The organism is Halalkalicoccus tibetensis (assembly GCF_037996645.1).
GTDB lineage: Archaea > Halobacteriota > Halobacteria > Halobacteriales > Halalkalicoccaceae > Halalkalicoccus > Halalkalicoccus tibetensis.
Genome location: NZ_JBBMXV010000003.1, coordinates 509,059 through 535,194, shown reverse-complemented (window position 1 = coordinate 535,194; position 26,136 = coordinate 509,059). Strand labels below are relative to the sequence as shown.

The 26,136-nt window shown below is 49.7% G+C and carries 24 protein-coding genes; 5 read left to right on the top strand and 19 right to left on the bottom strand.

Annotated features, from left to right (window positions below):
* Nucleotides 1-230: 230 nt before the first annotated feature.
* The 10 genes from WOA58_RS11240 to WOA58_RS11195 all read right to left on the bottom strand — a co-directional run bounded on the left by WOA58_RS11240 (nucleotide 231) and on the right by WOA58_RS11195 (nucleotide 13,091).
* Entirely contained in the window at nucleotides 231-1,667 is a 1,437-nt protein-coding gene (locus tag WOA58_RS11240) for a sulfatase-like hydrolase/transferase (RefSeq protein ID WP_340604300.1), read from the bottom strand.
* Nucleotides 1,668-1,799: 132 nt separating this feature from the next.
* The gene (locus WOA58_RS11235) at nucleotides 1,800-3,335 is read right to left on the bottom strand and encodes a hypothetical protein (RefSeq protein ID WP_340604299.1); all 1,536 of its coding nucleotides are present in this window, start codon (nucleotides 3,333-3,335) and stop codon (nucleotides 1,800-1,802) included.
* Between the two features lie 4 nt (nucleotides 3,336-3,339).
* Nucleotides 3,340-4,113: a hypothetical protein gene (locus WOA58_RS11230; protein WP_340604298.1), complete on the bottom strand. Its 774-nt coding sequence runs from the start codon at nucleotides 4,111-4,113 to the stop codon at nucleotides 3,340-3,342.
* Between the two features lie 251 nt (nucleotides 4,114-4,364).
* Entirely contained in the window at nucleotides 4,365-5,381 is a 1,017-nt protein-coding gene (locus tag WOA58_RS11225) for a DUF354 domain-containing protein (RefSeq protein WP_340604296.1), read from the bottom strand.
* A gap of 465 nt (nucleotides 5,382-5,846) precedes the next feature.
* Entirely contained in the window at nucleotides 5,847-7,019 is a 1,173-nt protein-coding gene (locus WOA58_RS11220) for a carboxylate--amine ligase (protein ID WP_340604295.1), read from the bottom strand.
* Nucleotides 7,020-7,125: 106 nt separating this feature from the next.
* Nucleotides 7,126-7,815 (bottom strand): formyltransferase family protein, encoded by a 690-nt coding sequence (locus tag WOA58_RS11215; protein WP_340604294.1) that lies wholly within the window; start codon nucleotides 7,813-7,815, stop codon nucleotides 7,126-7,128.
* 73 nt (nucleotides 7,816-7,888) lie between these two features.
* Nucleotides 7,889-8,785, bottom strand: a complete 897-nt coding sequence (locus WOA58_RS11210) for a polysaccharide deacetylase family protein (RefSeq protein ID WP_340604293.1) — start codon at nucleotides 8,783-8,785, stop codon at nucleotides 7,889-7,891.
* Entirely contained in the window at nucleotides 8,778-9,845 is a 1,068-nt protein-coding gene (locus tag WOA58_RS11205) for a glycosyltransferase family 2 protein (RefSeq protein WP_340604292.1), read from the bottom strand. The genes WOA58_RS11210 and WOA58_RS11205 overlap by 8 nt, the downstream gene beginning before the upstream one ends.
* Nucleotides 9,846-10,377: 532 nt before the next feature.
* Nucleotides 10,378-10,851, bottom strand: coding sequence for a hypothetical protein (locus WOA58_RS11200; protein ID WP_340604291.1), 474 nt, complete (start codon nucleotides 10,849-10,851; stop codon nucleotides 10,378-10,380).
* A gap of 227 nt (nucleotides 10,852-11,078) precedes the next feature.
* Entirely contained in the window at nucleotides 11,079-13,091 is a 2,013-nt protein-coding gene (locus tag WOA58_RS11195; protein WP_340604290.1) for a hypothetical protein, read from the bottom strand.
* A 191-nt stretch (nucleotides 13,092-13,282) separates the two neighbouring features.
* On the opposite strand from WOA58_RS11195, the gene WOA58_RS11190 reads away from it, so the two are divergent.
* From WOA58_RS11190 to WOA58_RS11180, 3 genes are read left to right on the top strand one after another with little or no spacing between them, the layout of a single operon-like run.
* Nucleotides 13,283-14,626 (top strand): DUF58 domain-containing protein, encoded by a 1,344-nt coding sequence (locus WOA58_RS11190; protein ID WP_340604289.1) that lies wholly within the window; start codon nucleotides 13,283-13,285, stop codon nucleotides 14,624-14,626.
* The gene (locus tag WOA58_RS11185; protein ID WP_340604288.1) at nucleotides 14,623-15,102 is read left to right on the top strand and encodes a hypothetical protein; all 480 of its coding nucleotides are present in this window, start codon (nucleotides 14,623-14,625) and stop codon (nucleotides 15,100-15,102) included. The genes WOA58_RS11190 and WOA58_RS11185 overlap by 4 nt, the downstream gene beginning before the upstream one ends.
* Nucleotides 15,099-15,947 carry a hypothetical protein gene (locus WOA58_RS11180; RefSeq protein WP_340604287.1) on the top strand — a complete coding sequence of 283 codons (849 nt, stop codon included), beginning with the start codon at nucleotides 15,099-15,101 and terminating at the stop codon, nucleotides 15,945-15,947. Before WOA58_RS11185 ends, WOA58_RS11180 begins: the two co-directional genes overlap by 4 nt.
* A gap of 430 nt (nucleotides 15,948-16,377) precedes the next feature.
* Here WOA58_RS11180 and WOA58_RS11175 read toward each other — a convergent pair whose 3' ends face one another.
* The 6 genes from WOA58_RS11175 to WOA58_RS11150 form a co-directional block, all read right to left on the bottom strand.
* Nucleotides 16,378-17,061 (bottom strand): DUF6517 family protein, encoded by a 684-nt coding sequence (locus WOA58_RS11175; protein WP_340604286.1) that lies wholly within the window; start codon nucleotides 17,059-17,061, stop codon nucleotides 16,378-16,380.
* 176 nt (nucleotides 17,062-17,237) lie between these two features.
* Entirely contained in the window at nucleotides 17,238-18,233 is a 996-nt protein-coding gene (locus tag WOA58_RS11170; protein ID WP_340604285.1) for an AAA family ATPase, read from the bottom strand.
* The gene (locus WOA58_RS11165; RefSeq protein ID WP_340604284.1) at nucleotides 18,226-19,269 is read right to left on the bottom strand and encodes a DUF4350 domain-containing protein; all 1,044 of its coding nucleotides are present in this window, start codon (nucleotides 19,267-19,269) and stop codon (nucleotides 18,226-18,228) included. The genes WOA58_RS11170 and WOA58_RS11165 overlap by 8 nt, the downstream gene beginning before the upstream one ends.
* Before the next feature lie 28 nt (nucleotides 19,270-19,297).
* Nucleotides 19,298-19,573 carry a hypothetical protein gene (locus WOA58_RS11160; protein WP_340604283.1) on the bottom strand — a complete coding sequence of 92 codons (276 nt, stop codon included), beginning with the start codon at nucleotides 19,571-19,573 and terminating at the stop codon, nucleotides 19,298-19,300.
* A gap of 3 nt (nucleotides 19,574-19,576) precedes the next feature.
* Nucleotides 19,577-20,947 carry an O-antigen ligase family protein gene (locus WOA58_RS11155; protein ID WP_340604282.1) on the bottom strand — a complete coding sequence of 457 codons (1,371 nt, stop codon included), beginning with the start codon at nucleotides 20,945-20,947 and terminating at the stop codon, nucleotides 19,577-19,579.
* Nucleotides 20,948-21,111: 164 nt separating this feature from the next.
* Nucleotides 21,112-22,083: a TackOD1 domain-containing metal-binding protein gene (locus WOA58_RS11150; protein ID WP_340604281.1), complete on the bottom strand. Its 972-nt coding sequence runs from the start codon at nucleotides 22,081-22,083 to the stop codon at nucleotides 21,112-21,114.
* Between the two features lie 510 nt (nucleotides 22,084-22,593).
* Between WOA58_RS11150 and WOA58_RS11145 the strand changes: the two genes are divergently transcribed.
* A complete protein-coding gene (locus tag WOA58_RS11145; protein ID WP_340604280.1) occupies nucleotides 22,594-22,794 on the top strand; it encodes a hypothetical protein in 201 nt (66 codons plus the stop codon).
* Between the two features lie 141 nt (nucleotides 22,795-22,935).
* Here the strand turns inward: WOA58_RS11145 and WOA58_RS11140 are convergent, their stop codons facing one another.
* Nucleotides 22,936-23,406, bottom strand: a complete 471-nt coding sequence (locus WOA58_RS11140) for an NUDIX hydrolase (RefSeq protein WP_340604279.1) — start codon at nucleotides 23,404-23,406, stop codon at nucleotides 22,936-22,938.
* A gap of 235 nt (nucleotides 23,407-23,641) precedes the next feature.
* Nucleotides 23,642-24,823, bottom strand: a complete 1,182-nt coding sequence (locus tag WOA58_RS11135) for an MFS transporter (protein ID WP_340604278.1) — start codon at nucleotides 24,821-24,823, stop codon at nucleotides 23,642-23,644.
* Nucleotides 24,824-25,025: 202 nt separating this feature from the next.
* On the opposite strand from WOA58_RS11135, the gene WOA58_RS11130 reads away from it, so the two are divergent.
* Nucleotides 25,026-25,787 (top strand): SDR family NAD(P)-dependent oxidoreductase, encoded by a 762-nt coding sequence (locus tag WOA58_RS11130; RefSeq protein WP_340604277.1) that lies wholly within the window; start codon nucleotides 25,026-25,028, stop codon nucleotides 25,785-25,787.
* A 68-nt stretch (nucleotides 25,788-25,855) separates the two neighbouring features.
* Here the strand turns inward: WOA58_RS11130 and WOA58_RS11125 are convergent, their stop codons facing one another.
* Nucleotides 25,856-26,086: an ArsR family transcriptional regulator gene (locus WOA58_RS11125; protein ID WP_340604276.1), complete on the bottom strand. Its 231-nt coding sequence runs from the start codon at nucleotides 26,084-26,086 to the stop codon at nucleotides 25,856-25,858.
* Nucleotides 26,087-26,136: the final 50 nt, after the last annotated feature.

Sequence of the window (26,136 nt, the reverse complement as noted above, 5' to 3'; positions counted from 1 at the left end):
CTCTGGGAGCGCGTATAGAACTCACAATGTAACCTCATCGACAAGGCGCCGGTATAGCTGCTGGATCCGTTTTGTTAGCAAGCACTCAAATATAGCTAACTGCGGATCCCTCCCCATCCCCTGTATGACGATCATTGAGTTACCATACTACGTTTCGTTGCATGCTGGTTCGACTGATTGGACGAGCCGTTATCTAATCTGTGCCACGGGTGATAAGACAATATATGTTTTCATATATATCCAAGATCCTTAAGTCGTTGTTCAGTGACGCTCGATGCGTTATGGGTATCCGTGTTACGGTATTCTACTGGAACTTCTCTATCATCGAGTTCGGCTTTCAACTCATCAACCTTCTCTGGATTCCTAGTCGAGACGTCACTTGTTTCTAGAGGGTCAGAATTTAAGTTGTAGAGTTCAGTAACCTCGTCCGATCCTTCGATCAATTTCCATCCATTACCTTGGATAGCTCTATAGGTTCTATCAAGTTTCTCCTGTGTCGGAATGTCGTCGCCTACTTTGTCATGGAGTGATTCCATGGAAGGCTGTGGAGCCTTATACTCTGAAACGGCGAAAGTTCTTGTATTCTCATTGATCAAGCTACGCTGTGAAACTGACGAGTCTTGACGAATGGGAATACCAGCCAGATCCATCACCGATGGATAGAGATCCCTGATTTCGACGGGTTCCTTAGTCCAACCAGGATCAATTTCTTCGCTTTTCATAATAAGTGGGACGTTGACTAGTGATTGATAGAGCGAATACTGGTGATCCATCAGATCATGATCACCGATGTTTTCTCCGTGATCACCGACGATGAGGATCGATGTATCTTCATAGAGGTCCTCGTTTTTCAGAGCGGTTACTATCTTGGAGATATTATCGTCTACGTACGATAATTCTGCCTTGTACAGAGATCGGAAAATATCGAACGTCTTCTCATTATACTCCTGATAGCCTGTAACGTATTCCCACGGGTTTTGTTCAATTCCGATTGCGTCTTCGTATGATACATCATCCGGAAGGAATCGCTGGGCGTATTCTTTCTGGGGTTTGTACGGTAGATGAGGCTCTAAATAATTGATAAAGTAGAAGAATGGCTGTTGCTGTTCGGCGTCGTTCTGTAACCATCGTACCGTTCGGCGGGTGGTATTATGGGCTCCTTTATCACTCCTTCCGAGTTTGGCGTAAATTCCGTTTCCAAGTGTTGGTAATGCTGTTTTGAAATCGACAAGGTCAAAGAAAGCGGATACGCTCTCGAAGAGCCCATTAGCATTGTATACTTTTGAGAGATCTCCACCAGACCAGAATAGATCGAAATCTCGAGTCAGATTATCAAATCCAGTATCAAAACCGAACTCGGAACTGATCCAGACATTACCTGAGATCCCGAGCGTTCGATAGCCCGACTTGGATAACATATCTGGAAGGGGATGAGCTGCGTCGAATCGTTTGTTCCCTGCATGTGTTTCATGATCATGCACTCGCTGACCAGTAAAGATGCTAGCATGAGAAGGTAATGTCCAGCAGCTATTGCTTATCGCATTTTCGTAGACTCGTCCCTCGCTAGCGATACGCTGTATGGCGGTCAGTTCGCCAGAGTCCATTAACTCATAGAAAATGTCAGCTCGACTTGTATCAATGACTAGTAGAAGTATATTGGGAGGCATGATGTAGCCTACTTGTTAACCCAACATGTATTTGTCCTTCTTATCCTCACTGGTAGATTGAGATATAGAGATATTTGATCCCGCTGAAGGACGTGTCTATATCAAGTAGCACCGTTAAGAAGAGAGGAGATATCAGTCGAAATATTCAGCAGGCGTCTGGTCGTCCGGATATTCGGTTGAATAGTCAACCCGGCTCGACTCGAATCCATTAGATGACTCGATTGCCGCATCATCGATCCATTCGCCGTTCCACGAGGAATTGATGATTTCAATACCACGAATATCCGGCGCTTGACCGTCGTCGGTCTCGCGGAAGTAGACAGGAGAGCCGTCCATATCTTCCCACTGAACATCTCGCATGAGTAAGTTACCGAACCACTGGTCTTCTCTGGGCCAGAGCACCCAGCCGTGATTCGCATCGCTAATATAGGCGTCTTCGATTGAACACTCACGGGCGACCTGTGAACTCTGGAACGCCCATCCAGTTGCAGGGCTATACGTTCCACCAATGAGGTGTTGGTCGATTCCACGCATCTTACAGACGCGACTGTTCCCGGAGTCAATGTCGCCGTCATAGTAGCGAACGTTCTCAGCGGCGAAGTGAGCTTCATACAGGAAGTCTGACGTCTCACATGTGCAATCGCGGGCCTGGACGTCATAGGTCGGTGCTGGCCGATCGGGTTCATCCGTCGAACCACCACCGGCCTGGACTAAGTAGCCTGATTCATCGGGATCGATATACCCGCCTGCGCAGTCTTGCACGCGACTATGTGTCCATCCGTCAGTGTGGCTAATCCCATACCGGCCGATATCATGGACGTAACAATCCGCAATATAGGAGTTCCGTCCCTGTGCAACAGTAACGAGATCTTGATGCCAGCCATCAGCCGTGCAGTCGGTAATCCAGACATCTTTCAGTTGCGAGAGATGCATCGGCTTCGCAGGTTGAGGACCATATGGATCAAGTTCGTCACGACTGACGCCACCATAGAAGTCAAGATTCGTGATATGAATGTCTGTCAGCCCCCAATCGATCGATGAAACCTGGAGGTCGCCATTCGGATTAGCATACTCCTGATGTACCTCGTCTTCAATCGTGATCGTATCATTATCGGTGTCTACTGACTCAACAACCGCGAACTCGCCTTTGTACTGAGTATGGTTATCATTGAGGTCATCACTTCCAAGACCATAATACAGATCTGAAGAATCGAGAATTTCGAGATCATCACCAGATTCGAACTCCGAGGTGTTCCCAACTGAAAGTGTTGATTCACCCTCGTCGATAGCGTCACAACTAGTCGTTTCTAGCGACCATTCTGGTGCATCAAGCACCCGATGCACTGGGCCTGGCGCATTCCATATTGTCCCCGAGGATTCCCCCATGATAGTGATTTGGTTTGTGGTAGGAAGAGTCGCGGTCTCTTCGTATGGCCCATCATCGAGGACAAGCTCCGTATCCGAAGAAAGAGAGTCAAATGCATCCTGAATAGACCCACCAATGTCCGAATGAAGCACAGTCGATGACCGGGTTGGTGGGTCACTCCAGCCAAACTCGTCTGTCGGGTTTCCGGGTTGAGCAGAACTAAGCGCGATCCACTGTCCATCCCGTTTTATCTTCACCGTCGGCGTCGACCAGTCGCTGCTACTGCGATATTTCCAATTCATGATATCACGACGTGTCGAACCAGATTGAACGAGGACTCACGTCATCGAATTCTTCCTTAGGATCACGAGGGCGCATATAGATCTCGTCGATGTCAGTCGACCAGGGTGCAGTCAGACGCGCCCCTTCGTCACTGATCCGCCAATCAAACGTATAGTACCAGTAGTCTTCAGCACCCCAGTCATCAGATTCACCCGTATGCGTTCCTCGTAAAAAATCAATATCGTCGTAAGTGTGAGTAGCATAGGCGTCTTGGCCCCAATCATCCTGATTAATACGGCGTAGAGGGATCGCTTCCTCGTCATCGGGTACCGGCCCACGGCCGAGAACATATTCATCATCAGAGTCACCATCACCGGATTCCGGTATCTGGAATCCAAGGTCAATCCTCTCAGGGCCGCCCGAGAGGGTTACAGTGGTTGAATCGACGACTGGCGAATCAGCCGCACCTCCGTTGTACTCACGTAGCTCAATCGTGAGATCCGTTTCACTGATGTCCGAGAGATCGGAATCGACAACGACACTATCGATATACAGGTCAGTTGCCGTAAAGACAACACCCAGGCCCCCATCAGGACTTGAGGTAGTATGATACGAGCCCTGATGAAGTGGACCAACATGATCGTAGGTAGTGACGTTTTCATTGATCTCGCCACCAGTACTCATGTCGAATAGTTCTTGAACATCCGTGTCGATATCCTCGAAGTTTTCGTTGAGTAGCTCGTCCCAGTCTGTTTCACCCTGATCAGGGAGGTTATAGCCCCTATTATCGCTACTCATTGTTGTAATGCTCTCTTCCAGCAGCAGAGTTGTTTGATCTCATACATTCTCTATTTTAACCTTTATTGTAATAGGCTTTTTGGTAGAAATATACTTCAGTTCTACTGAGAAGAGGCCTATATGCCAGACACGGCAACTATCGACGCTTACAGCGAGATCGGTCGGAGAGTCTACTAATACACCTATTGTTTCCAGTATTTAAAATAAAGAAACACAAGAATTCGGCTCGTGTACGATTTACGAGTCCAAGCTTACTTAGCTTCGAGAATCTCTTGGAGCATCATCTCCGTCGTATCGAGTTTGTCATTCAACATGCGTTCCTGGCGACTGTCCCACACTTCTGGATCGTATCCTTCGAGGATGGAGAGCGCCTTATCAAGGGAGTGATGTTGCCGATCATCGTCAGAGAAGTTGAATACCAGCCTGTACTTCTCTTCTAGTTCGTCCGTATACCCCCGTCGGCTTGATGAGACAAACACTGCAGGGGTGCCGAGCACTGCGCTTTCGGTTGCCATCGTAGCACTTTCTCCGATGAACAAATCGGCATAGTACATCAGATCATGAATTCGGTCAGGAGGAACACCTACACGGTGATCTTGGAGTTCAGGGGGAAGTTCTGCTTCCGAGGTGATCAGAACGCGTACCCCACGTTCCTCTAACGCACGGACAACGTCTTTGACATTATCGAATCCGCTATCTCCTCTGTCGTGTATAGCCTCCCATGACACTAAGCGCAAGATAACGAACCGCTCGTCCTCACCAAGACCTGCGAGATCCCTGATGGTGGGATCCGGTGTAAATCGATTCGGGTGCAAGTACGCGAGTTCCTGATAACCAGGATACTGGATCTGGTTTGTTCCGATGTCTCCTTGGTAACAGTCAGGTGTATAGATACGGTCGGCGAACGGGTACGTTATCGAGTTCTGGACCGTTGCATGTTCCGTATCATAGAAAACGATCGATCGGCCACGAATGAATTTAGAAGCGTGCGCGACTGATGTACCACCAACAGAGAGAAGTACATCTGGATCGAACTCCTTTGCAACCTGATACGTACCTAGGGTGAATCGCAACTGACTCAGTACAATGAAGTCAGCTGGTTCTGATACGACTTTGTAGTCGATGTCGTATCTCTCGAGCAGTTCTCGGACCATTGGTCGTTTATTCGAAATAACTTTTAGGTCGTGTCCATCTTTATTAGCCTCCCAGATGAAGTGTTTGAAGAAATGGACGTGGGCGGGATGTGAGGCCTGGACGAGTATTCTCATGATGTCTATTTCCTATCAGACCGTTCTGTGCCTTGTGCCGGATTACGCAGGGACCGTGGTCCCAGTGTAGTGAGATCAACAGTATCTCGCTGATTTTGCAGTGACACCGTATGCCAAGTGAGGCTACCAAAGTCCTGAGTTGGGTTCATGTCAGCAGGTGCGTTGTTTTCTCCGTCAGGGATCAATAAGCGTTCGATCGTACCGCACCTAATACTCAATGAGGCTACTATAGTGACAGCGTAGTCGCCCATGGCCTCGAGCAGCACCGAGTGTGAACTCTGATTGGGATAACACCCCATAGTGACCGACAGCCAAATCGAGGGGAGGCCGAGGGAGGACTACGTCGAAAGGATATGCGAGTAGACTTGAGTATTTGTACGGACTAGTTTATGCGGAGATGCCCCAATAGGGCTGATACTAGATGTAAACTCGGACCTTTCTAGAATTGACATTCATACTCTGAAACTACCAACCGCGATCAAAAATAGAAGCCCGTTTCTCAGGATCCTTGAGGAACTGAAGACTCTGTGCAGCTACGCCGATGACAGGGAGTGGATCCGTTCGTGATAACACTCCATAACAGGTTTGCCGACCAGAATACCGGAGAAGTTCCCGAGCAGCACTCACCTTTTGGTCCTGTGCGAGCCCCCAGAGGAGTTCGTTCGGAAGGATCCACCGGTAATCGATTCCGGCCGTATAGCTACGAACTGGATCAGCTGAACCCTCTGTTGATAGTTTATAAAGTAGGTATGGAACATCGACACCGGATTGTACCGTCAAATTCAGTGACATCCAGAGTCGAGGGTTGATTTCAAGCAGTTTGTATTCCGAGGTCTCGGGATCAAACAGTATGTCCATATGGGCAGGGCCGATCCAATCAACCTGCTTCAGTAACTCGATTATGTCCCATACCCACTCATCTGGAGCGACGCTCGTAGCCGTCGCCGCCGGCCCACCTGATGGAGGATACTGCTTTGTTTCCTTATAGACGTGTAGTGCAACAGGCTTCGAGTCTTGATCGAATAAGGTACCAATGCTGTAGTGACCACCGTCGTGGCTAACGTACTCCTGCACGATTGGGTTGTCGTACTCCTTGCTTACTGCCTCATATCGCTGCAGTAACTCGGTCTCTGAATGAGCATACTGAATGCCTCTAGAGCCCGAACTACGGCGAGGTTTTATCAAAACGGGATATTCAACCGAATCTCGAACGGTTTTAAGACCCGACTCAGAGGGATAGTAGGTCACAGGAATCGAAACCCCATACTGGCTGGCTAATTTCATCGTCTCTCCTTTATCCAATAACTGTTCGATAATCGAATGATCCGCTACGAAAACATCTGTACTTGCGGGTAGCTCTGATCGGTACTGTGAGAGTAATAACGTTGTTTCGTCTCGAACCGGGACGATGAGATCGTATGCTTCCTCATTTGCCTTTGCGACGATCTCGTCAATAAACCCGTGTGGAGAATTGTCCGCTGATGGATAGACGATATTTGAGTCAGTATATTTAGAATAGGACGTGATTGTTGATGAGAAGGCGTCGCCGGTATGAACTTCCAATCCACTCTCTCCCAGCGACCGAATGACAGCAAGTGCTGAGAGTGTCCGTCCATCGGTAACGAGTACATCACCCATATATTAGAGATGAAAAATCGGTTCTGGTCTTGTCCGGACTACGTGTGCAATCCTATGTTGAGTCATCATCCGATAACTGTTGTCGATCTGGTTAAGCGTATTTGTTTTATGAAGGCTCAATCTCCCAGCGCCAATCTGATCCGAATCCTCGCGAGATGTGGTTAATGATACCATGGGCAATAGTAGTCGTCCAAGGGATAGTAGGGTAATATCGCCCGCCATCATGAGATTTTCCCGAGAATCCCTCATCTAACAGAAGCATTGCTTCACGAAGCAGTGGTGTTGTAATATCAGAATATTTGTAGGCAATATCAAGAGGAGAGTCCCAGGAGGAAATCACAAATTCCTCTCGGCAGATTATCGCGCCTTCGTCGAATTTCTCTGTCAAGAAATGAATCGTTGCACCGCCTTTAGATTCGGCATGCGCCCACTGTGGTCGATATGTACATCGGCCTTTGTAACCGGGGAGATATGAGCTATGACAGTTGATAGCGTTATCCGCCATCGATATCGACGTATTTGGGATTTTGTGGACCCAGCCGCAGGTGATCAGATATCGGATTCCATCATCATTAGAGGTCACACGCTCAATCGCGTCAGACGGTGCTGCTGGATCAGCGGCTACTGTGTAAGGAATCTCAAGCCGATCTAACGTTTGGATCGCCTTCCCATCCGGACCGTCAACGACGACACGAATGTCAATGTCAGGGTAATTAACTGAGGAAATGAACCGTTCGACGACAGTTCGACCCTTTAACCCGTCGCTCTCGATTAAAAATACAGCGACATCGGTCATATAGTGGAATGGCGCGTCAGAGACTTAACCCTGCTGAATCAGCAACTGTCGTCGCCCAGGAAAATAGTAACGGTCAGTCGTCGTTCTCGGCCGAGGCCCAAACAGGAGACGGATCGAGATGATCTTTCGGGGCATTTGTTTGGGACTCGTAGCTATCATCCCTAGTATGTGCACTGTATATATCAGTCATCGTTCTCGGCTGGTAGCCCCGCGATAGGAGAGTTGAAATGTTCTTTCGAAGCATCCGCTCTGCGTTATTGAGGTTACGCTTCATGATCCACCGTTTCGGGACTGGCAAGTGATCGTGAGACGCCGTTTTAAAGAGGTCCTGAAGATGGATACTGTAGACGAGGACCTCCGGAAGCGGCGAGACCGAAAGGTATGATGACAGCGACCGGCCAATGAGCTTGAAGTAGCTATGGGAAGTAGGGATCCGGATACCTGAGAATGCTCCAGGAGGAATCTCTAGCAGTGAGGTTGCCCCTGCTGGAGTGTACGGCGTCAATGGTGCAGATAGGTTATTGTAGACACCTGGCCGATATGAGGGGAAAATGCTGGAGTCGAACTCAAATCCCAGCTCCTCAAGGAGACTCAGCTCGTGTTCTGCGATGTTGCCCTGTGGTGCCCGATACCCAGTTGGGTTCCTCCCGAAATGATTTCGGTAGGCCTCTTTTCCGTTGATGACTTCTTCCCGGAAGTCATAATTTTTACTCGTATCATGTTGGTATGAGTGAAGGTGAAACTCACACTCAAGTTGATTCGAGAGACGATCGATCTCTTCAGGGTATTGTTCTAGTGTTTGTCCAACGACGAACACGCTGAGAGGGACATCTAGATCATTAATGAGGTCGATGAACGTATCGATGTATTCGAACGTGAGATGATCATACCCCGGTTCGTCGAAGTACCAGTCATTCTCAAGGTCAAGCGTCAGGCAGAGGAATTTCTCCCCAGTGGTGTGCTTATTCATAGACCTGTAGTTCTCGATTTTCGTTAGCTTGCATGTCGAACAACATCGCAAACATGAGGAACATACTGCCCATCAAAAACAACAAAGTACTAAGCGCCATACGGATGAACAGGTCTTGATCAAAGAGCAGGTATCCTAGTGTCGACCAACTCATCCCGGTGAACCCGGAGACTGCGGTAATCGCGCCAAACAGGTAGAACAGTCCAAGTGGATGAAAGTCAAGCACGAAATATCGGATCTTTAGTCGCCACAGGAAGTTTCGAAGAAGCATTGAGGAGACTTTCCGAATATACTCAGGATAACGGATGCTACTTTCTTCATCCCCGTACTGGCCCGGGATAGCAACGTCGGCAAGGCGAAGCCCTTTGGCATTTAACTTTACCAAAATATCGTTGCAGTAGCCATAGTACTCATACATCCCTTCGACACCGATATTGTCCAATGCATGGTGGGAAGCCGCTGTGTACCCATTCTGAGGGTCCATCATCTTCCAGTAACCACTTGCGATCTTCGTAAGGAAGGTCAGTATTGAATTCCCGAAAAATCGCCACCCAGACATACCCTGCCGGTACTCTTGATAGAGAAGACGGTTGGCTTTAGCATAGTCAGCCTTGCCATTGACGATCGGGTCAAGTAGTCGAGGAAGATAGTCCAAATCCATCTGACCATCGCCGTCGATAGTCACTACGACATCAGTCTTATCCTGTAATGCCGCAAGGTATCCTGTTTTGATTGCGCCTCCTGCACCGAAATTTGAGAGGTGTTCAATCGGTAGGACACATCCGATTGGTTCATGGACAAACGCGCGACCAGCTAGTGTCCCACCATCAGTAGCAATCTGCTTGTTCGCGGTGTTGATCTGCTCTTCTACATAAGCAGTTTTGCTACCTAATACCTCCTGAGCAGTGGATATGATCTCATCCCATGTTTTATCAGTCGAACAATCGTCGATAACGTAGATCCGATCAACGTATTCGGGGATGTCTCTGAGTACACCCCCAATGAATCCTTCCTCGTTGTATGCAGGAATAACGACACCGACAGTCTGGTCCCGATACACGGACTACCGATCGCTCCCACCACTGCGGGTGAAATCCATCGTCTCGGCCACGAAGGCGTACGGTATCGCTGATGCTTCTATTTTTATAGGTATAGTAGGCCCTGAAATCATCTAATCCCCCCGTTTCTCGTCTTCTATGACGCTAGGGCAGCATATATAATTACTGCATGCCAGTTTCAGTTGATATTTTTCTGTCCTAATACGCTATACATGTATACATGTATTATGAGACATACTACGTATTTGTAGCCAATAGTCTGAATTTTTTCTGACATCCTATCGAGAGAGTTGCGTTGAAGCGTGGTCTGAAGCTTACTCTCACCGAGACGTCTACTGTAATCGTTGAATCGGTTTCATGCCATCTCCCAGCTGGTAACTATCTATGATAAATATGATTTGGATAATCATAATGCCAGGCAGTCCGATCGCAAGCATTCACCTGTAGATCAGATTCTCGCTGCCATGTGGTCGCTACACCTTCAGTTATTGATAGGGGCGTGACAATTTCTACCTCACTCGGTACTACCGCATATTACACTTCTAGAATAATGAGGGAGTATACTCGACCACCCCCAGCCGCTTCAACATCTATGACGGCCTTTCTATAACAGTCATCTTTTGATACTTCTACGTTGTGATTTCCTTTTTCAAGTCCAACAAGTACTTCCCCATCTGAATCCGTCTGGGCTGTTTTTATCGGCTCGCTATGGATCGTTAGTTCGGCATCTTCAACGGGTTCTCCTTCAGCATTCTCAACGCAAATCACCAGCTTTGCATGGCCTGCTTGATCGCTATTGATACTACCATATCCAAACTCCCCGTATCTCCCTTCACCGTATCCCAGCTGACTGGTCGTTGAGGCTGCGGCTGGACTAGTTCCGGAAACTGCGAGGCCCGCTATTATGGAGGTGACCCCAAGCCCCTGCAGATACGTACGACGACTCATAGTAGTTCTCTGTTCGCTGTCTCTCTCATACCCTTCGTTGAACGCAGCTGGATCTTTCATCTACAGTATATATCATGTCTATTCATATTAGCTTTCTGGCCAGTATATGGGGAAATGTTCTAAAAGAATGGAGTAGGGATACTAGCACAGTAGTTTGTATTTATGGGGTGGCCGTATGGATATCGGGAAACTGTGCGCAAAATATGATGTCGTTATTATGTTATATATGTGATATATCGTTCCAGCTATCTTGTAGCTGCCTACCAACAGTAGGAGATGCCAGCCTATTATGAGTCATCAATAAGCGTCTCAGCGTCTTCAATTGCGTCCTCCGCATCATTCTGGGAGACATTGAATGTAGAGAACGCTGCGCGCTCAAAGCGTTGGGTGAGTTCTCTGAGGGCGTTGATCTGTTCAGACGCGAAACCGCCCTCCTGGCGGTTGCGATAGAACTCCCAATGTGTGTCAGCTCGTCCCTCACCGGATTCGTCTTGACGGACGGCGATATATGCTCGTTCGACTGCCTGATCAGTATCACCAGTCCGTGCTAGCTCGCGAGCGGATTCGAGTAGTGTCATGCGGAGGGCAACCGATTCCTGTGAGGATGTACTGCTAGCTCCACTGTTTGAACCGCTCGGTCCTGCCGCCGAACTGTCCGTCGAGTTTCCACGCTGCCCAATGAGGAAGTACGCTCCTGTGGCACTGAGCAAGAGAAGACCGGCAAGCGCAAGCCAGTAGTTCGCATTAATTGGTGAAAGAGCTGTAGCAAGCCAGCTAATTCCAAGGAATTCACTGATTTGAATAAGGAGCGTCTCCTCACCTACTTGAACTTCTGTTGAGGCTGAGCTATCGCCAATATTACTTCCATCATCGGCATAGATCGCATCAACGGTGACGAACGGACCTGCTCCATCAGGAACAGCAACGAGTGTTTCGTAACTCCCATCCTCCTCAGTTTCTACAGTCACACTTTCTCCGCCAAACTCAAGCGTAACGAGTTCGCCGGCGATAGGCGTGCCATCTTCAGTTGCTAGCAACCCTTCTACGTAGATCGATTCGTCAGTGTGCTCGGCTGCTACGTCGCTCGTGCTTGGTGTCTCAGTGACCTCAATAGAAGTTGTAGTCTCGGATCCTGTGAGTGCCTGCTCGTTGAGCGAAGCGAGTGCCCGTAGTTCGATATCACCTGCACGTATGTTGGCGGGCAACTCTGTCGTACCCTCGAAGGTTCCATCCTCATCGGTTATGACTTGTCCTAGTCGATCGCCATCGGCAAATATCGCGACAGGAACGTTCTGGGCACCAACGCCGTTAGCTCCAACAGTCCCACTGATCGACAGCTCTTCGCCGAAAGCTACGCTCTCGGTCGTTTCGGTTATCTCGACATCGGCTTCAGACTGCTCAATGGTTACGGGAATAGTCGTCCCGTCCCCACCATATTCGGATTGGGCTTCAGGAGTGTAGTCTATCTCAAGCTCAGTCTGTTCGAGCGACTCAATCGTCGGGCGGTATTCGACTGTGAACGAACCAGTCAAATCAGTCGTCGTCTGCACCGTCTGATCACCGATCTCAAGAGTGATCTGCTCGTTTGTGACTGGGGCACCATCAGTTGTCGTAATCGTGCCATCAATCGTCATTGGATCATCGAATGAAGCCGTTTCGGAATCCGTCTCAACCGTTATCTCAGTCGGAATAAACTCTACATCACGTATCTCTTGTTGGGTACTTTGGGTATCTGAGCGGATATCATCGACGGCTTCGCGTGTTTCAGAAGTATCAGTTCCAGTTTCTTCTTCTATGGTCTCCTGACTTTCATTGACTGCTTGGCCTTCCTCATCTATCTCATCCGCGAGAGAATCTAACTCGCGGGCAAGTTCGCGAGCACGCTGATCATTACCTGCTTCGCGGGCTTCTTCGTACTCTTCGTAGGTTGCGTCATACTCCTCAGCAGCGTCGATCAGTTCTGTCTGGTTGTCACGAGATTCTTCGTATTCATCAGCACCACCTTCATCGGAAACTTCGCCGTACTGTTCAAGATAATCGTCGTAATCATCCCCAAGTATCTCACGTGCCTGATCATACTGGCCTTCACTAACCTGTTCGTTGCTATCGCCAAGCGAGTCAGAGAGACGGTCTTGGAGCCAGTCTGAGACGCGGTCACCGTCCCCCTCCTCACTTGCTTCATCAGGGTTAGTATGAGGTGCGTCTGTCTCGTTGTCTTCTTCGTCCTGTGCTGTAACCTCGCCGATAGGAGCGAAGCCACTGACTGCAAGAAGAGAAAGGCAAACGGCGAGTACGACCAATGTCAATACACGTCGATTACGGGGCACGTATTCACATATCCGACACCAAGGGATAAAAACCTCTCGTCGATAGCTTCAATTACCTCTCCAAAGTTTAAGGAAGTATGCATGCCACCCGGCAGTTCTGGGCGGTCGTTGCGATAGCGATGACACTTCTCGTAGGAGGTGTTGTCCTCGCTCGACCAGTGCTCGTGGTCGGCGCAGCAATGATTGGAGCGTGGCTGGTCGCTCAGCAGTATGTCTTCGCATTAGCGCTCAACGACACAACAAAAGCACTCTCAATCAATCAGGAACTCGCACAAGACCGGATCGTCACGGACCGATCAACTCCGCTGTCGGTTGGTGCTACCCTGGAAAGACCGACTCAATTGAATCTATCGGTAGAACCAGGAATTCCGATCGGCGCGCAAACCGAAAGAGACGTCGATCTCTCACTCGGCCCAAATCGCAAAGTACAGGGTATTATCGACGTTAGCTGGCCAATCTCAGGAACGTTCGAGTTCGATCCAGCATCAATCCATGCTCGAGATCCAATAGGACTGTTTGAACAGACTCTCTCAAATGGAACGACACCATCAGTGACAGTCGAGCCTCGTGGGCCGCGAAACGTCCACGTTGGAAAGGGAGGCGAGCGAATCCGTCGATCGTTCGGTGAACACCAAGCTGATCCACTTGAATCTGGAATGGATCCCGAAGAGATCCGGAAATATGTTCCTGGTGACGCCGCCCGCATTATTGACTGGAAGTCGACAGCTAGAATGGGCTATCCCCACGTCCGAGAATTCGAATCGGAAACTGATCGAAAGACGGTGCTACTCATGGATCAACGAAGTACAATGAACGATGGTCCCGAAGGAGAATCAAAGTTCGATTATGCCCGCCATGTAGCACTCTCACTCGTTGAGCAGGTCCAGGAGAGTGCCGACCCGCTTGGACTCTATGCAGTTGATGAAAGCGGAGTGACTGATCGTCTTCCGCCACGAAATTCAAACCAGCATTATGCAGCCGTTCGTTCCCGACTGCACGAACTCTCCGTTACGCCTGGTGACATGCCAACGTCAATGGACCGTGATCGGTGGTCAACCGCTCGGACACGGGATTTAGCGACACTTGATGACGACGAATCACCATTTGCTACACGGCTCTGTCCATATGCTGACTCGATGATAACAGATACCCAGTCTGTGGAAGATAAACCACTGACGGCGACAATCAGAACGCACATTCAACGACTCGGGAGCGGGACTTGGACTGTACTAATGACTGACGACACCCACCGAGCAGAGGTACGCGAAGCAGTATTGCTGGCACGTCACCGAGGAGATCGCGTTCTCGTGATGCTGACTCCAACTGTGCTGTTTGAGTCTGGTGGGTTCACTGATCTCTCGGCAGCCTATGATGCATACAGCGAATTTGAGTCGTTCCGGCGGTCACTCGATCGTCTGGAGCGTGTTTCAGCAGTTGAAGTTGCGCCCAGCGACCGGCTCTCAGTCGTTCAATCTAGCGGTCGGCAAGAACGGAGGGCTGCCACATGATGTGGGAAAAAGACCGCTCGCTTGACGAGTATTCTTGGGTAGAATTTCTTCCGGTCCTCCTTGCAGCCGTCGGATTTGTATTTCTCAGTGATCCTGGACTACTTGGTACAGTAAGTGCGACCCTTATTGTTGGGGCTTGGTTCGCGTTGCCAATGGTATATACAGTCGCATTGGGTCACGTTTTAGTTGCGGCACTCACGGTCGACGGGTTCACTACATGGGCTATTGTTACCGTCGAACTCGGGTTGGGAGGGATGATACTACTGGCAACACCAGCCCTTTATGGACGCAGAACAGTGGTTTCTATGATAGTGTTTATGCTTGGTCTATTCGTATTTACGTTTGGAATCGTTTATGTGACAAGTAGCTCACTCTGGCTCGGTGCGCTTGCCTTGCTGATTGTCGGAGCGCTTGCTTCGTATGGAATGCACCGCTATGAACTTGTCTCGCTTGGTCTCGTGGAGGGATCCGTATGAGCCTCGGTCAGGCTGTTGACTCTGACAACGAAAACCAGGATCCCACTGTAGCTGCGGCTCAGGTTGAGCTACTAGAAGCCGAAAACGATCGACTCCGTCGTGAGTTAACTCAGGCACGCCAAGCACGTTACCGCCGTGCTGCGACTGGTACCGCTGGAATCGGTGTCATTGCAATCATTGGAGCTCTGCTATTTCCCGCCGCAAGTACCGTCTTGTTTGCACTGGGTGGAACAGGACTGTTTACTGCAGTTCTGATCCGATATCTCACACCAGAACGGTTCGTCTCTGCAACAGTCGGTCGGCAGATCTATGAGGCACTCGCAACCGACCATGAAACGCTCACCAACGAACTTGGTCTCGGTGACAAACGCCTCTACACCCCAATTGAAACGGATACCGAGCCCTCAGTTCGATTGTTTGTTCCACAACAAGTAGAATATACTGTACCCGAGGACGAGGAGCTCAACTCAGTCCTCGTCTTACCATCCGATAACCGTGGTCGAGGTGTGGCGTTCGAGCCAACTGGTGGCGCGCTCGTTAAGGAACTACGGTCTACTACGAGCGCTGACCTTGGAAGCGATCTCAACGTCCTCGCCGATCAACTTATAGACGGACTTGTTGAAGTCTTTGAACTCGTTGATAACGCAACGGCCAATACCGATCCCGAAACCGGTCGGCTCTCAATTGAAGTAACCGGAAGCGCCTATGGACCTGTCGATCGGTTTGACCATCCTGTCGCGTCAACGATCGCTGCTGCTGTCGCCGCAGAACAAGACTCAACAGTCGAACTGGAGGTCACTGAGACAGAAGAAGGCAGCTATATTATTACCTGCCAACCAATTTAGTCGTCAATTTCTGCACCACATTCAGTACAGAAATCTGACTGCCATGCGACGGTGACTCTGATCTCCCGATCAGCATCGCATCTGGGACAATAGCCGATCTGTTTTTGAGCCATTGTAGTATATAATGGATAGCGCCGGCTTAGGTCTACCTCAATATTTAGCCGCCTAGGTATCAGAATTGAATATATTACAAAGACTTCATAATAATATGTATCAGTGTATTTGAATGTATATACATTGTACATACCGGCACCAAGCACTAGTAGAAGATCTAATAGAGGATATAAGAGTACTGTTCAGACATCTATTGAGATAGCGCCAACAGCGCCTAAGCTAGATAGGTGTAGTAGTCATGTTGAAAGTATAGAAGAAGAGTAATTCCACAATAGGATAAAGCAGTTCAATTATAAAACATCATCACACACATGGCTCATGGCGGTTCCTCCATCTGGATTCCCTGCATCATCTCAAGAACTCGTCCTTGCTCCTTGTCAACGAGTATCTGCGGATAAATCCCAAATAGAGTGATATAATCCGATTCAGTGAATGTTTCCGCAATATGAACATAAATCTCTATCGAATGACCCTCAACCTTAGCGGTTCCTTCGTGCTTCGCAACCATCGTTTCATGACCAAATGTGGTAATTAGGTGGGTATCAGATGGTTCATCGTCAACCTCGACATCTTTATATGTCGATTGTAGACCGTTCCCCAGTGCTTCAGCCGTCACCTGATCAATGAAGTCGATCTCCTGGGAGAAGGCCTCAACCTCAGGTGTTGAAACAGCGGTAAGTCGTACTATCTCTTGGGAGCCAGTCTGTGGCAATTCAGCAGTTCGCTTGTATTCAGTAAGATCGTTCACAGCTTGAATAAGGTAAGATTCATCGCCTACTGTAATCGTTTGTGTGAGTTTGAACGTGGTATCACGTTCGAGTTCATAGTCGGCTTGCTCGACAATTGCAGATTCGATTGAGACCGCAGTTGATTCGACTGACATAAGTTCCTCCCTCTCATCAGGTTCATTCTCTGAGTCTGATTCAATAGCAATATTGGCACACCCTGCAGAACAGGCAGAAATCGGAACAAGACTCTGTAGCAACTGTCTTCTCTTCATATGGTTTGGCTTAATTACTCCATATAGGATATTATTTCTATGCATTTCTAGATAGGATTATGTAATAAATATTCGTCCAATACACAGAAGGGTGATTGAAATCGTATAGTACGTAGCAACCAGAGAGGGTGAGTGAGGATCTGAATCGCCTCTACCAAAACTACTACCGCAAAAATCTATTTGTTGTAGGGAACAGGGCCACTGGAAGCAGGTTCATCTTCAGGAACGAGACTGCCTGGGGGCTCGACCGAGGAGACGACGTCTTCAACGATGTCAGCACCAGTAATATCGCTGAGTTCAGCCTCTGCTGAAAGGAGTAGTCGGTGGACAAGGATTGGCTTGGCGAGAGCCTTGACGTCGTCAGGAATGACGTATTCACGGCTTTGAATAGCTGCTCGGGCCTTAGAAGTATGCAGGAATGCCAATGATGCACGCGGGGAGGCGCCGTTAGTTGTGTCGGAATGGTCACGAGTCGCAGCAACTAGATCGAGGATATAGTTCTTGATATCGTCATCAACATAGATATCAACGACCTCCTCACGAGCTGCAAGTAGATCCGACGGATCAACAACTTGTTCAATCGCGTCTGCACCGAGATCGGGCGTTTCGTTGAATCGGTCGAGAAGTTCACGTTCATTTTCTCTGTTAGGCAGTCCGACCTGCAGCTTCATCTGGAAGCGATCACGCTGGGCCTCAGGAAGCTCGAAGGTCCCCTCCATCTCAATAGGGTTCTGAGTCGCAATTACCATGAATGGCGACGGAAGCGAGAGCGTATCACCTTCGATGGTCACCTGGCGTTCTTGCATTGCTTCGAGCAGCGCGCTTTGGGTCTTCGGCGTTGATCGGTTGATCTCGTCAGCCAAGACGAGGTTCGTGAATACGGGACCGCGTTGAAGTGCAAACTCCCCTGTTGATTCGTGGTAAACGTGTGTCCCAGTAATGTCGGCAGGCAATAGGTCAGGCGTCATCTGAATACGAGCATCATCAAGCCCGCTCGCGCGAGCAAACAGCGTCGCGGCGGTTGTCTTTGCAATCCCTGGAACGCCTTCAAGGAGAACGTGACCGCCTGTGAGCAGGGAGATCGTGAGACGCTCAACGATCTCTTCGTTGCCGATGAGCACGGTCTGTACCTCGTCTTGAATCGCTTCGTATGTTTCTGCGGGATTAGTCATCGTTCACCTCTTTTTTCCGAGAGGTAATGGTTGTTATGGCACTATCGCGCTGCTCCTCGCTCAGATCGGGGTAGTGATCGTCGAGTACACGACGTAACTCGGCGTCGCTCATCCCAATCTGATCGCCATCATCCGACGTTGATCGACTCCGGCGAAGTGGCCCCAGCGAGGGCCACCGATGGATGAAAGCGATTGACAGTAGTAGTCCGCCACCGAGGAGGATCTGCAGAGCAGCCGACTCACGCAGTGAGAAGACTGCCATGGCGGTTGGAGGCACGTCCGTACTGTGCGATGTATCGAACAGCACGTTATCATGGAGGGCAAACAGTCCCTGAGCGAACGCCTGGTTACCGGGACGTTCAAGCATGACGTTGATAAAGATACTTGGATCGCTTACTGCAACGACTTCACCCTCACCAACGTTCTCAGCCGTAACGACAGGATAGGTACTGAGCGTTTCGTCGTCATCGAGCTCTTGATTACGGTTATGGTCGAGATATCCGTATTCCGAGCTTGCTGCGAGAACTGTTGCATTACCGGGTTCAACTGCTGTACCCTGGTTGAGCGTTATCTCATCACTCTGGGCAACATAGGGATGGTCGCCGATATTATTCGCAACTGGAAGGGAGGGTGAGCGGTAGTAATACCATTCGTCGCGCAGTGGATCGCCATTGAATTGGGCACTCGCACCGACATCCTCAAGTAATGGATTGCCATGCGGCCCAAACGCGTCAGCGACGACAAGTGTGCCGCCGTTCTCAACGAATGCCTGTAACCGTTCGCGATCCTCACCATCATAACGTTCGTCAGGGGAAAAAACGAATGCGACAGATTCGTTTGCCGGCTGCTCGTCATACTGTTCAGTATCGGTTATGACGCGGAGATCGGCGTCAGCCGACTCAGCTTCTCCTCTGAGGTCCGAGGTACCCTCCCAAGAGAATGTGAAGGCGCCAAACGCTGCACCGGAAGTACTTGCGGCGACGATGATCGCGATAATGACGACAGCGATGTACGCTCCCGCAATGAGCTCCGGCATGGATCGATTGGAGAGTGACCATCTCATATCAGATCAGCCCCTCAGGAAGGATCGCCAAGAGGCGGTGAACGACGATGTACCCGAAGATAGCGAGACCGGCAATAATAATCCAGCGCAATCGACTCCGCCACTCCGGCGTGACGTTAAATGGTGCAGTGAGTTCGGTAACGACCAAGAATCCGATCAAGGAAAGGACGAAGAACAACTCAATCGAGAGTGTGTTCAGTACTGCAAGCAGGATGATCGTCACAAGCATCCAAGCCGTTTGAGCATGGATAAAGCGTTGTCGGCGGTGGGTTGACATTGATTAGTCCTCCGTTTTTGGTTGTGGTGGAGCCTGTCGGTTGTCCGAACTTGATCGGAAACTATCGAAGGCGCGACCGGCACGGCTGGTCACGAGTGCATACTTTGCCGTAGCTGGTTCCGAATCGCGTTCCTCTGAGGATGGATCGGTGAGAAGCATGAGCCCAATAAACAAACCCAGTACAATTGACGAGGTTGTCAGTCCACCGAGGAAGAGCGATTCGAAGCCCATATACGCGAAGGTTCCTGCACCAGTTCCGAGAATGAATCCACTCCACGGAGTCCAGCGCCGCCGGATGCCGGAACCGACCGCGTAGGCGAGTGCACCGAGATAAAGTGAGCCAGCGATCACACCTGTATTAAGTAGCACATGTATATACGAGTTATGGGGACCGCGGGCACCATTGATCTCTGGACCAGGGTCGACAAAGCCGATTCCCCACAGTGGATCGAGTGCGAGGCGTTCGAGAGAGAGTACCCAACGGTCGACACGGCTCATCAATGTGGTTTCCATGACCTCAGGTACGTGTCCGACCTGAATCAGGCCATAAAGACCAACGACTCCCGCGCCGATCCCGAAGAATGAGAGCCATTGACTACGACCCGCTAACACGACGATCGAACCAACACCAAGACCAATCAGTGCAGCGTCTCCTTCACTCATAAACAGTCCAAGCAAGCATATTCCGAGTGCAGCAATCCAAACCAGCCCACCTCGGACTACGACAGTATAGAGCGCTGCAAGACAGCCAACCATCATGAAAAACCCATAAGTGTTGGGATTATGAAAAACTGAAGTGCTCCGAATTGCATAAAGACCCATTACTTCGCCTCCAATCGAGTTCGGAAGCTCCGAGTCGATTGTTCCTGGCTGCCAAAGTATCCATACACCAATAAGTGCAACAATGACCGAGAGAACAGTTAGTCCCATTGTGAACGTCTGGCGTCGCCCTTCGACAAATTGGGGAAGAATAACGACGGTCCCAAAGACGGCAATCGGTGTAACAAGAATGTATTGTAGAAGCTCTGAATGAGGGAAGTAGTAGTAATGAGCAACAAGCCCAAGCCAGTAGCCACCAAGAAGCACAAGAAACGCCGGATCGATTGTCAGACGAACGCTCGTAAAGAGAACTCCATAGGCAATGATGAGACAAAGCACTCCAGCTACGATTAGATATCCTAGATCTCTCGAAAGGAACCATGTCGTTGGTGCGATACTCGCTGCGATCACGAGGACTGCAAGCAGTGGATAATGAAGTGGTACAGACGGTGTTTCCGAAGCATGCTTGCCCCAAATATATTTAACAAGCCGATCACGATCATTGATCTGGCTCTCATCACAGGGACGCCCGCTGTCTGATCGAATGTCAACCACGATCCACCTGAACTTGTACTGCAGCCAACTGCCAGTGACGAGCACTCTTCTTCATATAGATATACCTGACTACATAACAGACTATATTAGCTTCGTTACTATTCATCAAAATGCCTTCGAGAGAATCGTAAGTTCTGGTCCATCTGTGCGCACACGATAGTATATTAGCTTTCCTCAGCAGACTTAAACCCGACTGCCGAGGACAATCGATCAATGATAGTTCCAGGGGAGCGGTGTTCATCCTCTAATGATTCATATCTTTGTATTGAACCATTCTGGTCAATCCAGAGCAGTGTCACACCATGCTGATATGCGGCCTGCAGTGTAGTCTCAGGCGCAGAATCCTCTGTGATAAGAAGGTATGGTTGAGCCTGCAGTTCTTCTGCAACTCTACCGAGATACTGGATATTCTCGGGAGTAACTGTCGAGTGGATATCTGCTATGATCCGTTGGTTGAGAAGCTCATCTCTGGCGTGAATATGCACGTCATATAAGATGCCTTCGTCGTTTTGTAGTTCGGTATCGACGGATACATCAAATCCGCGAGTATCGAACTCATCCGCTAGTAGCTCTCTGGCCTCAGTTTGTGTTCGATACCAACGATCACCATTTTCAGTTAGATGATATTCATAAAGAGTTTGTTCGGTTGCGTTCGCTGGTGGACAGATATGAAGACACTCTAAACACCAGAGTTGGTGGTTTGGGTTGTCAAATGACTCATCACATTCATTACAGAGGTGTTTTTGTAGTATATGGAACTCTGAGAATTCTACCTTGTCTTCACAATTCGGGCAATAATACAGGTCTCCATTGTCCTCTGTCTCAAACGCATCAGATGGAGCTGAGTAGCTACATGGTTTGTGTTCGAAAAACCTAGTGCGGATAGTATGTGTACTCTTACAGGATGGGCATCCCGTAATATACTGGAGACCTTCAATCTGACATGAAGGACATATATATACTTTAGTTTTGTATTCTTTATTAAGTAATCCTCTTTCAGCTAACGAATTCAAGGCTTCAATACTCGAACTGTCTCGTTCTGTGAGCAACTTTGCAACCTCTGGATAATTGACACGACCTTTATCATTGACAGTTGGAGCAAAGCACTCGATTGAATCCGTTCCTAGTTCAGCCATCAGTCGGAGCTTGCCAGTTGACACCATCTCTTTGGTATGATATTACCCCATCAACTATCAATATACACAACATAATAGATCGGAACAGTACGGTATTGTACCAATCGACATTAACGGTTGTTGGGCGATTTTCTCTTATGAATCGCAAACAGAGAGTCGTTATATGAGGCACAGAATAGCCAAGAATACTACTAGACTGGAACATACTAGTACGAGTCAGGCGTCAATAGCAATAGGAAATAGAAATCTATAGTGCAACTTCGCTAGTCATGTCTGCTGTCTTTCTTCTTAATGTTCTGTAGTAATTTTAATTTTCTATTGCAACCAAATATATTAATAGTCTTCAGATAAATCTGAATACAACGAATGAAGCACTTTGACAGAGATCGGGCACGGAGCACATTGTTCCCGTACTACCCACCAGAACCCGAAAATGAGCGTCAAATAATCGTCTTGGAAAAGCATATATAAATGAATAATGATACGAATAGGACCCAGTTAGATGAATATATGGTTGACCAACTACGGGTCCATCAGGAGGAAATAGCCCATATACGAGACGAACTCGATGAACAAGCAGAGGCATACGAATTTCTAGATGAGGCTGTTGAGTCCGTTAGTAAGGGGATTGATAATGGAACCATAGAATGGAGACTTGCATCCGAAGATATCAGACCGGTTTGCGAGTCTAATACAACGACCGAAGACTAAACTGGGAGAAATAATAAATATGTCGAGTATAGAAGACCATTTTTGTGAATGGTGTCGAGCAAATACTACCGGAGAAAGGATTGATAGAACAGAAAGGTGGGTCTGTGGAATCTGTGGTGAAGAGAAAGAAATAACATAATTTCAGTGATTCACTTCGCTTCGAAGTAAGTACCGTACCTGTGGAAGGGTAGAAGAAGGAAGATTTGCCGGAGACACCCATTGATGGTCGAGGATACCTTCTTGCTTGCTGGGAAGAGGAGTTGATAGAAGGGAGCATTCGAAAACCGCGTAGGTGGAGAATGTATTTCGACGACTCAGATGGGCATACCAGACCGTTCCGACCGGTTCTCTAATAAGAGACTGACACCGCAATTCCTCAAATAACTCTCGAGTAAGGCCCTCAAGTAACGATTCACTAGGTTCTATGCCACCACCAGGCAACGTCCAGAAAGTAGATCCGCTTGCATGTTGTTCCTTAAGGAGAAGGACCTTATCTGAAGCAGAGACGATTGCCTTTGTCCCAGATCTAATCCGGAATGGAACTGTCTGAGAGCTGCTTCTGTTATCGATTGAAATTACTTCTGCTGGTGTGGTTTGTATGATATCTTCCATAGGTCGAATATAGTATACTTCTTTCTGATAATGTACCTACACCATTAGTTAGTAATAAGCCTGTGGGGTCTTCAAAATATTACCGGTTACATAGAGAAAAGGCTATTATAATTGAGATACTATAAGCTAGTAGCTGTGTCTATATCTTTTTTAGTTGAAGCAGAAGACAATAATGTCAGCTATAGCTATTTTTCGAGCCGTCGTAGTATCATGAACAGCCCCGCCAGCACAATGCTCACAAAGGCGATCGCCGGAAACGCGGCCACGACGCCCCATTCCGTCGCGAGCGCGCCGAAGATAGCTGGACCACTCGCACTACCCGCCACGGACGCCGTCTGGATGACGCCGAAGAGGTACCACTCGAAGCAGTGTTGGCCTGCTCCGAGACCAGGGCGTTCTTGACCGGATAGCTCACGTACATCATGACGCCGATGATGGCGAACCAGAGCGCCAGAATCGCGATCAGGACCTCGAACCGGATCCCACCGAGCACTCGGGTAACGAGCAGCGTCGCACTGACGAAAATCGCCGTAGTGACGGCTGTACCGGCGCCGAGAAGTTCCCAGTCGAACCGATCGGCGAGGTCCCCTGCCCATAATGAGGCGAAGCTCCCGCCGACGAGGAGGGTGAAGAAGGCGAGATTCCCGACCAAGGTCGACGCGCCGGTCTCGGCGGCGATATACGACGTCGTGAACGTCTGAATTGCCCGATGCTGCAGGAAAAGGACCAGCGTTATGAGAAAGAGCAAGACGATCTCACGGGTGATCGGGATATCGATCGATCGCCGACGGGGGCGGAACAGATCGCGGACTCGGATCGATCGTCCGCCATCAGCGCGGAGCGTTCCCTCACCGTCGGATGTGGCAGCGATCAGGAACAGGATACTCACCGCGGTGACCGTGATACCGAGAAGCGCTGCGCCGAGGAGGGCGATACGCCACCCCGCGATCGCCGCCAACCCGCCGACGACGAGCGGTGAGGACATCGTTCCGAGCGCACCGCCGAAGCCGAAGACCCCCATCGCCTTGCCCTCGGTTTCGTGTGTCTCGACGTCGCTGATGATCAACATCCCGGTCGGGTGGAACGTACTGCCGCCGATGCCGGCAAGGGTCTGTGCGACCAGCAACATCCCGTACCTATCAGCAACGCTGGCGAAGAAGATCGCACCGGACATTCCGACGAGACCGACGATCATCAGTCGAATCTTCCCAATCCGATCGGCGAGGATTCCGGCAGGCAGCTGGAAGATAGAGTACATGATGAAGAAGATCGTCAGCAGGAACCCAGCCTGGCCGTAGGTTATACCGAGATCGGAGACCAGAAGCGGGATGATCGGTGGGATGACAATCGCGAAGAACTCGTTTATTCCGTGCCCGACGGTAACCGGTCCGACGACTCGGGGCCGAGAGACCGCCATAACGCGCTGAAGCCGACCGGCCATGATACTCTTCAGACGGTCATGTACGCTCAAATAGGATTGGGTACCGGCTCTATTGGGCCGGTCTATGATGTGTCGACATTTGACCAAGGGCGGATACCCGCGGGAGACAAGATCTGTGTGATTGATGCTAACAGATGTCGTAAGATCCATTACAGCGAGGAGAGACGGGGGAGTAGAGATGGATCTCGAAGGACGGACGGCATTAGTCACCGGATCGAGCCGTAACATCGGGCAGACGATCGCGACGACGATGGCCGAAGCGGGGGCCGATGTCGGGGTCACGTCACACAGCAACGAGGACGGATGTGAAGAGACGGCACGCGAAGTCGAGGCCGCAGGGAGCGAGGCTGCCGTCGTGCTCGGTGATTTGGGGAAACCCGACGACGTCGAAGTGATCGTAGAGGGAATTAGGGACGAGTTGGGACCGATCGATATCCTCGTCAACAACGCGACCGTCCGGCCGATGACGCCGTTTTTCGAGGTAGAGCCCGCGGAGCTCGACCAGGTGCTGGACGTGAACTTGAAGGGGCAGTTCCTCCTCACTCAGCACGTTATCGAGGACATGCTGGAAGTCGACCACGGGTCGATCGTCAACCTGATCGGCGCCATGGTGTTTCTCGGCAGGACCGGAAAGGCACATTCCTATGGAAGCAAAATGGGGATCGTGGGCTACGTTCGACAGCTCGCGTCCGAGTTCGGGCCGAAAGGAATCCGTGTGAACGGCCTCTCCCCGGGGCTTATCGATACGGACCGGGAGGAAACGTTCGCCGGTCACGAACAGGTTATTCAGGCCACGCCACTCCAACGGATGGGTACAAAACGGGAAATTGCGGACGTCTGTTGCTTCTTGGCATCCGATCGGGCGTCGTTCATCACGGGACAGGTGATTCACGCGAACGGCGGCAGCTACCCGACGCCGAACGTGATCCCGCCGGAGTGACGTGGCATACTGTCAGGCCTGCTGGGACGGACTCCTCACCGCAGCTCCTGAAACGTCGGCGCATCAGGTTAAACGAGAGAATACACCCCTCGTGGCTTCTCGGACGTGTTTGCCGTCTCGCGCACAACTATGTTCGAACTCTCCAGTCGTTCCAACCCGAGGCGAGTCGTCTGCTCGGAAAGGCGGGATTCGGCAATTATCTGCCGTTTCGTCATCTCGCCCTCGTTTTTCAGTACGTAGTATACTAACTTCGAGCTCGGCGGCAGGTCCGCAATAACCGTCTTCTGATCCGAGACCATGCTAGTGCTCCCCACTAAGGAAAACGGAGCTAATAAATGTAGCTTCACGG

Bases quoted from the DNA above. Each gene is read 5' to 3' on its own strand.
- WOA58_RS11235 (WP_340604299.1), bottom strand. From the start codon at position 3,335: ATGAATTGGAAATATCGCAGTAGCAGCGACTGGTCGACGCCGACGGTG.
- WOA58_RS11135 (WP_340604278.1), bottom strand. From the start codon at position 24,823: ATGGCGGTCTCTCGGCCCCGAGTCGTCGGACCGGTTACCGTCGGGCAC.
- WOA58_RS11175 (WP_340604286.1), bottom strand. From the start codon at position 17,061: ATGAAGAGAAGACAGTTGCTACAGAGTCTTGTTCCGATTTCTGCCTGT.
- WOA58_RS11180 (WP_340604287.1), top strand. From the start codon at position 15,099: ATGAGCCTCGGTCAGGCTGTTGACTCTGACAACGAAAACCAGGATCCC.
- WOA58_RS11240 (WP_340604300.1), bottom strand. From the start codon at position 1,667: ATGCCTCCCAATATACTTCTACTAGTCATTGATACAAGTCGAGCTGAC.
- WOA58_RS11140 (WP_340604279.1), bottom strand. From the start codon at position 23,406: ATGGAAGATATCATACAAACCACACCAGCAGAAGTAATTTCAATCGAT.
- WOA58_RS11170 (WP_340604285.1), bottom strand. From the start codon at position 18,233: ATGACTAATCCCGCAGAAACATACGAAGCGATTCAAGACGAGGTACAG.
- WOA58_RS11125 (WP_340604276.1), bottom strand. From the start codon at position 26,086: ATGGTCTCGGATCAGAAGACGGTTATTGCGGACCTGCCGCCGAGCTCG.
- WOA58_RS11220 (WP_340604295.1), bottom strand. From the start codon at position 7,019: ATGGGTGATGTACTCGTTACCGATGGACGGACACTCTCAGCACTTGCT.
- WOA58_RS11185 (WP_340604288.1), top strand. From the start codon at position 14,623: ATGATGTGGGAAAAAGACCGCTCGCTTGACGAGTATTCTTGGGTAGAA.
- WOA58_RS11145 (WP_340604280.1), top strand. From the start codon at position 22,594: ATGGTTGACCAACTACGGGTCCATCAGGAGGAAATAGCCCATATACGA.
- WOA58_RS11160 (WP_340604283.1), bottom strand. From the start codon at position 19,573: ATGTCAACCCACCGCCGACAACGCTTTATCCATGCTCAAACGGCTTGG.
- WOA58_RS11165 (WP_340604284.1), bottom strand. From the start codon at position 19,269: ATGCCGGAGCTCATTGCGGGAGCGTACATCGCTGTCGTCATTATCGCG.
- WOA58_RS11230 (WP_340604298.1), bottom strand. From the start codon at position 4,113: ATGAGTAGCGATAATAGGGGCTATAACCTCCCTGATCAGGGTGAAACA.
- WOA58_RS11200 (WP_340604291.1), bottom strand. From the start codon at position 10,851: ATGAAAGATCCAGCTGCGTTCAACGAAGGGTATGAGAGAGACAGCGAA.
- WOA58_RS11215 (WP_340604294.1), bottom strand. From the start codon at position 7,815: ATGACCGATGTCGCTGTATTTTTAATCGAGAGCGACGGGTTAAAGGGT.
- WOA58_RS11210 (WP_340604293.1), bottom strand. From the start codon at position 8,785: ATGAATAAGCACACCACTGGGGAGAAATTCCTCTGCCTGACGCTTGAC.
- WOA58_RS11150 (WP_340604281.1), bottom strand. From the start codon at position 22,083: ATGGCTGAACTAGGAACGGATTCAATCGAGTGCTTTGCTCCAACTGTC.
- WOA58_RS11130 (WP_340604277.1), top strand. From the start codon at position 25,026: ATGGATCTCGAAGGACGGACGGCATTAGTCACCGGATCGAGCCGTAAC.
- WOA58_RS11225 (WP_340604296.1), bottom strand. From the start codon at position 5,381: ATGAGAATACTCGTCCAGGCCTCACATCCCGCCCACGTCCATTTCTTC.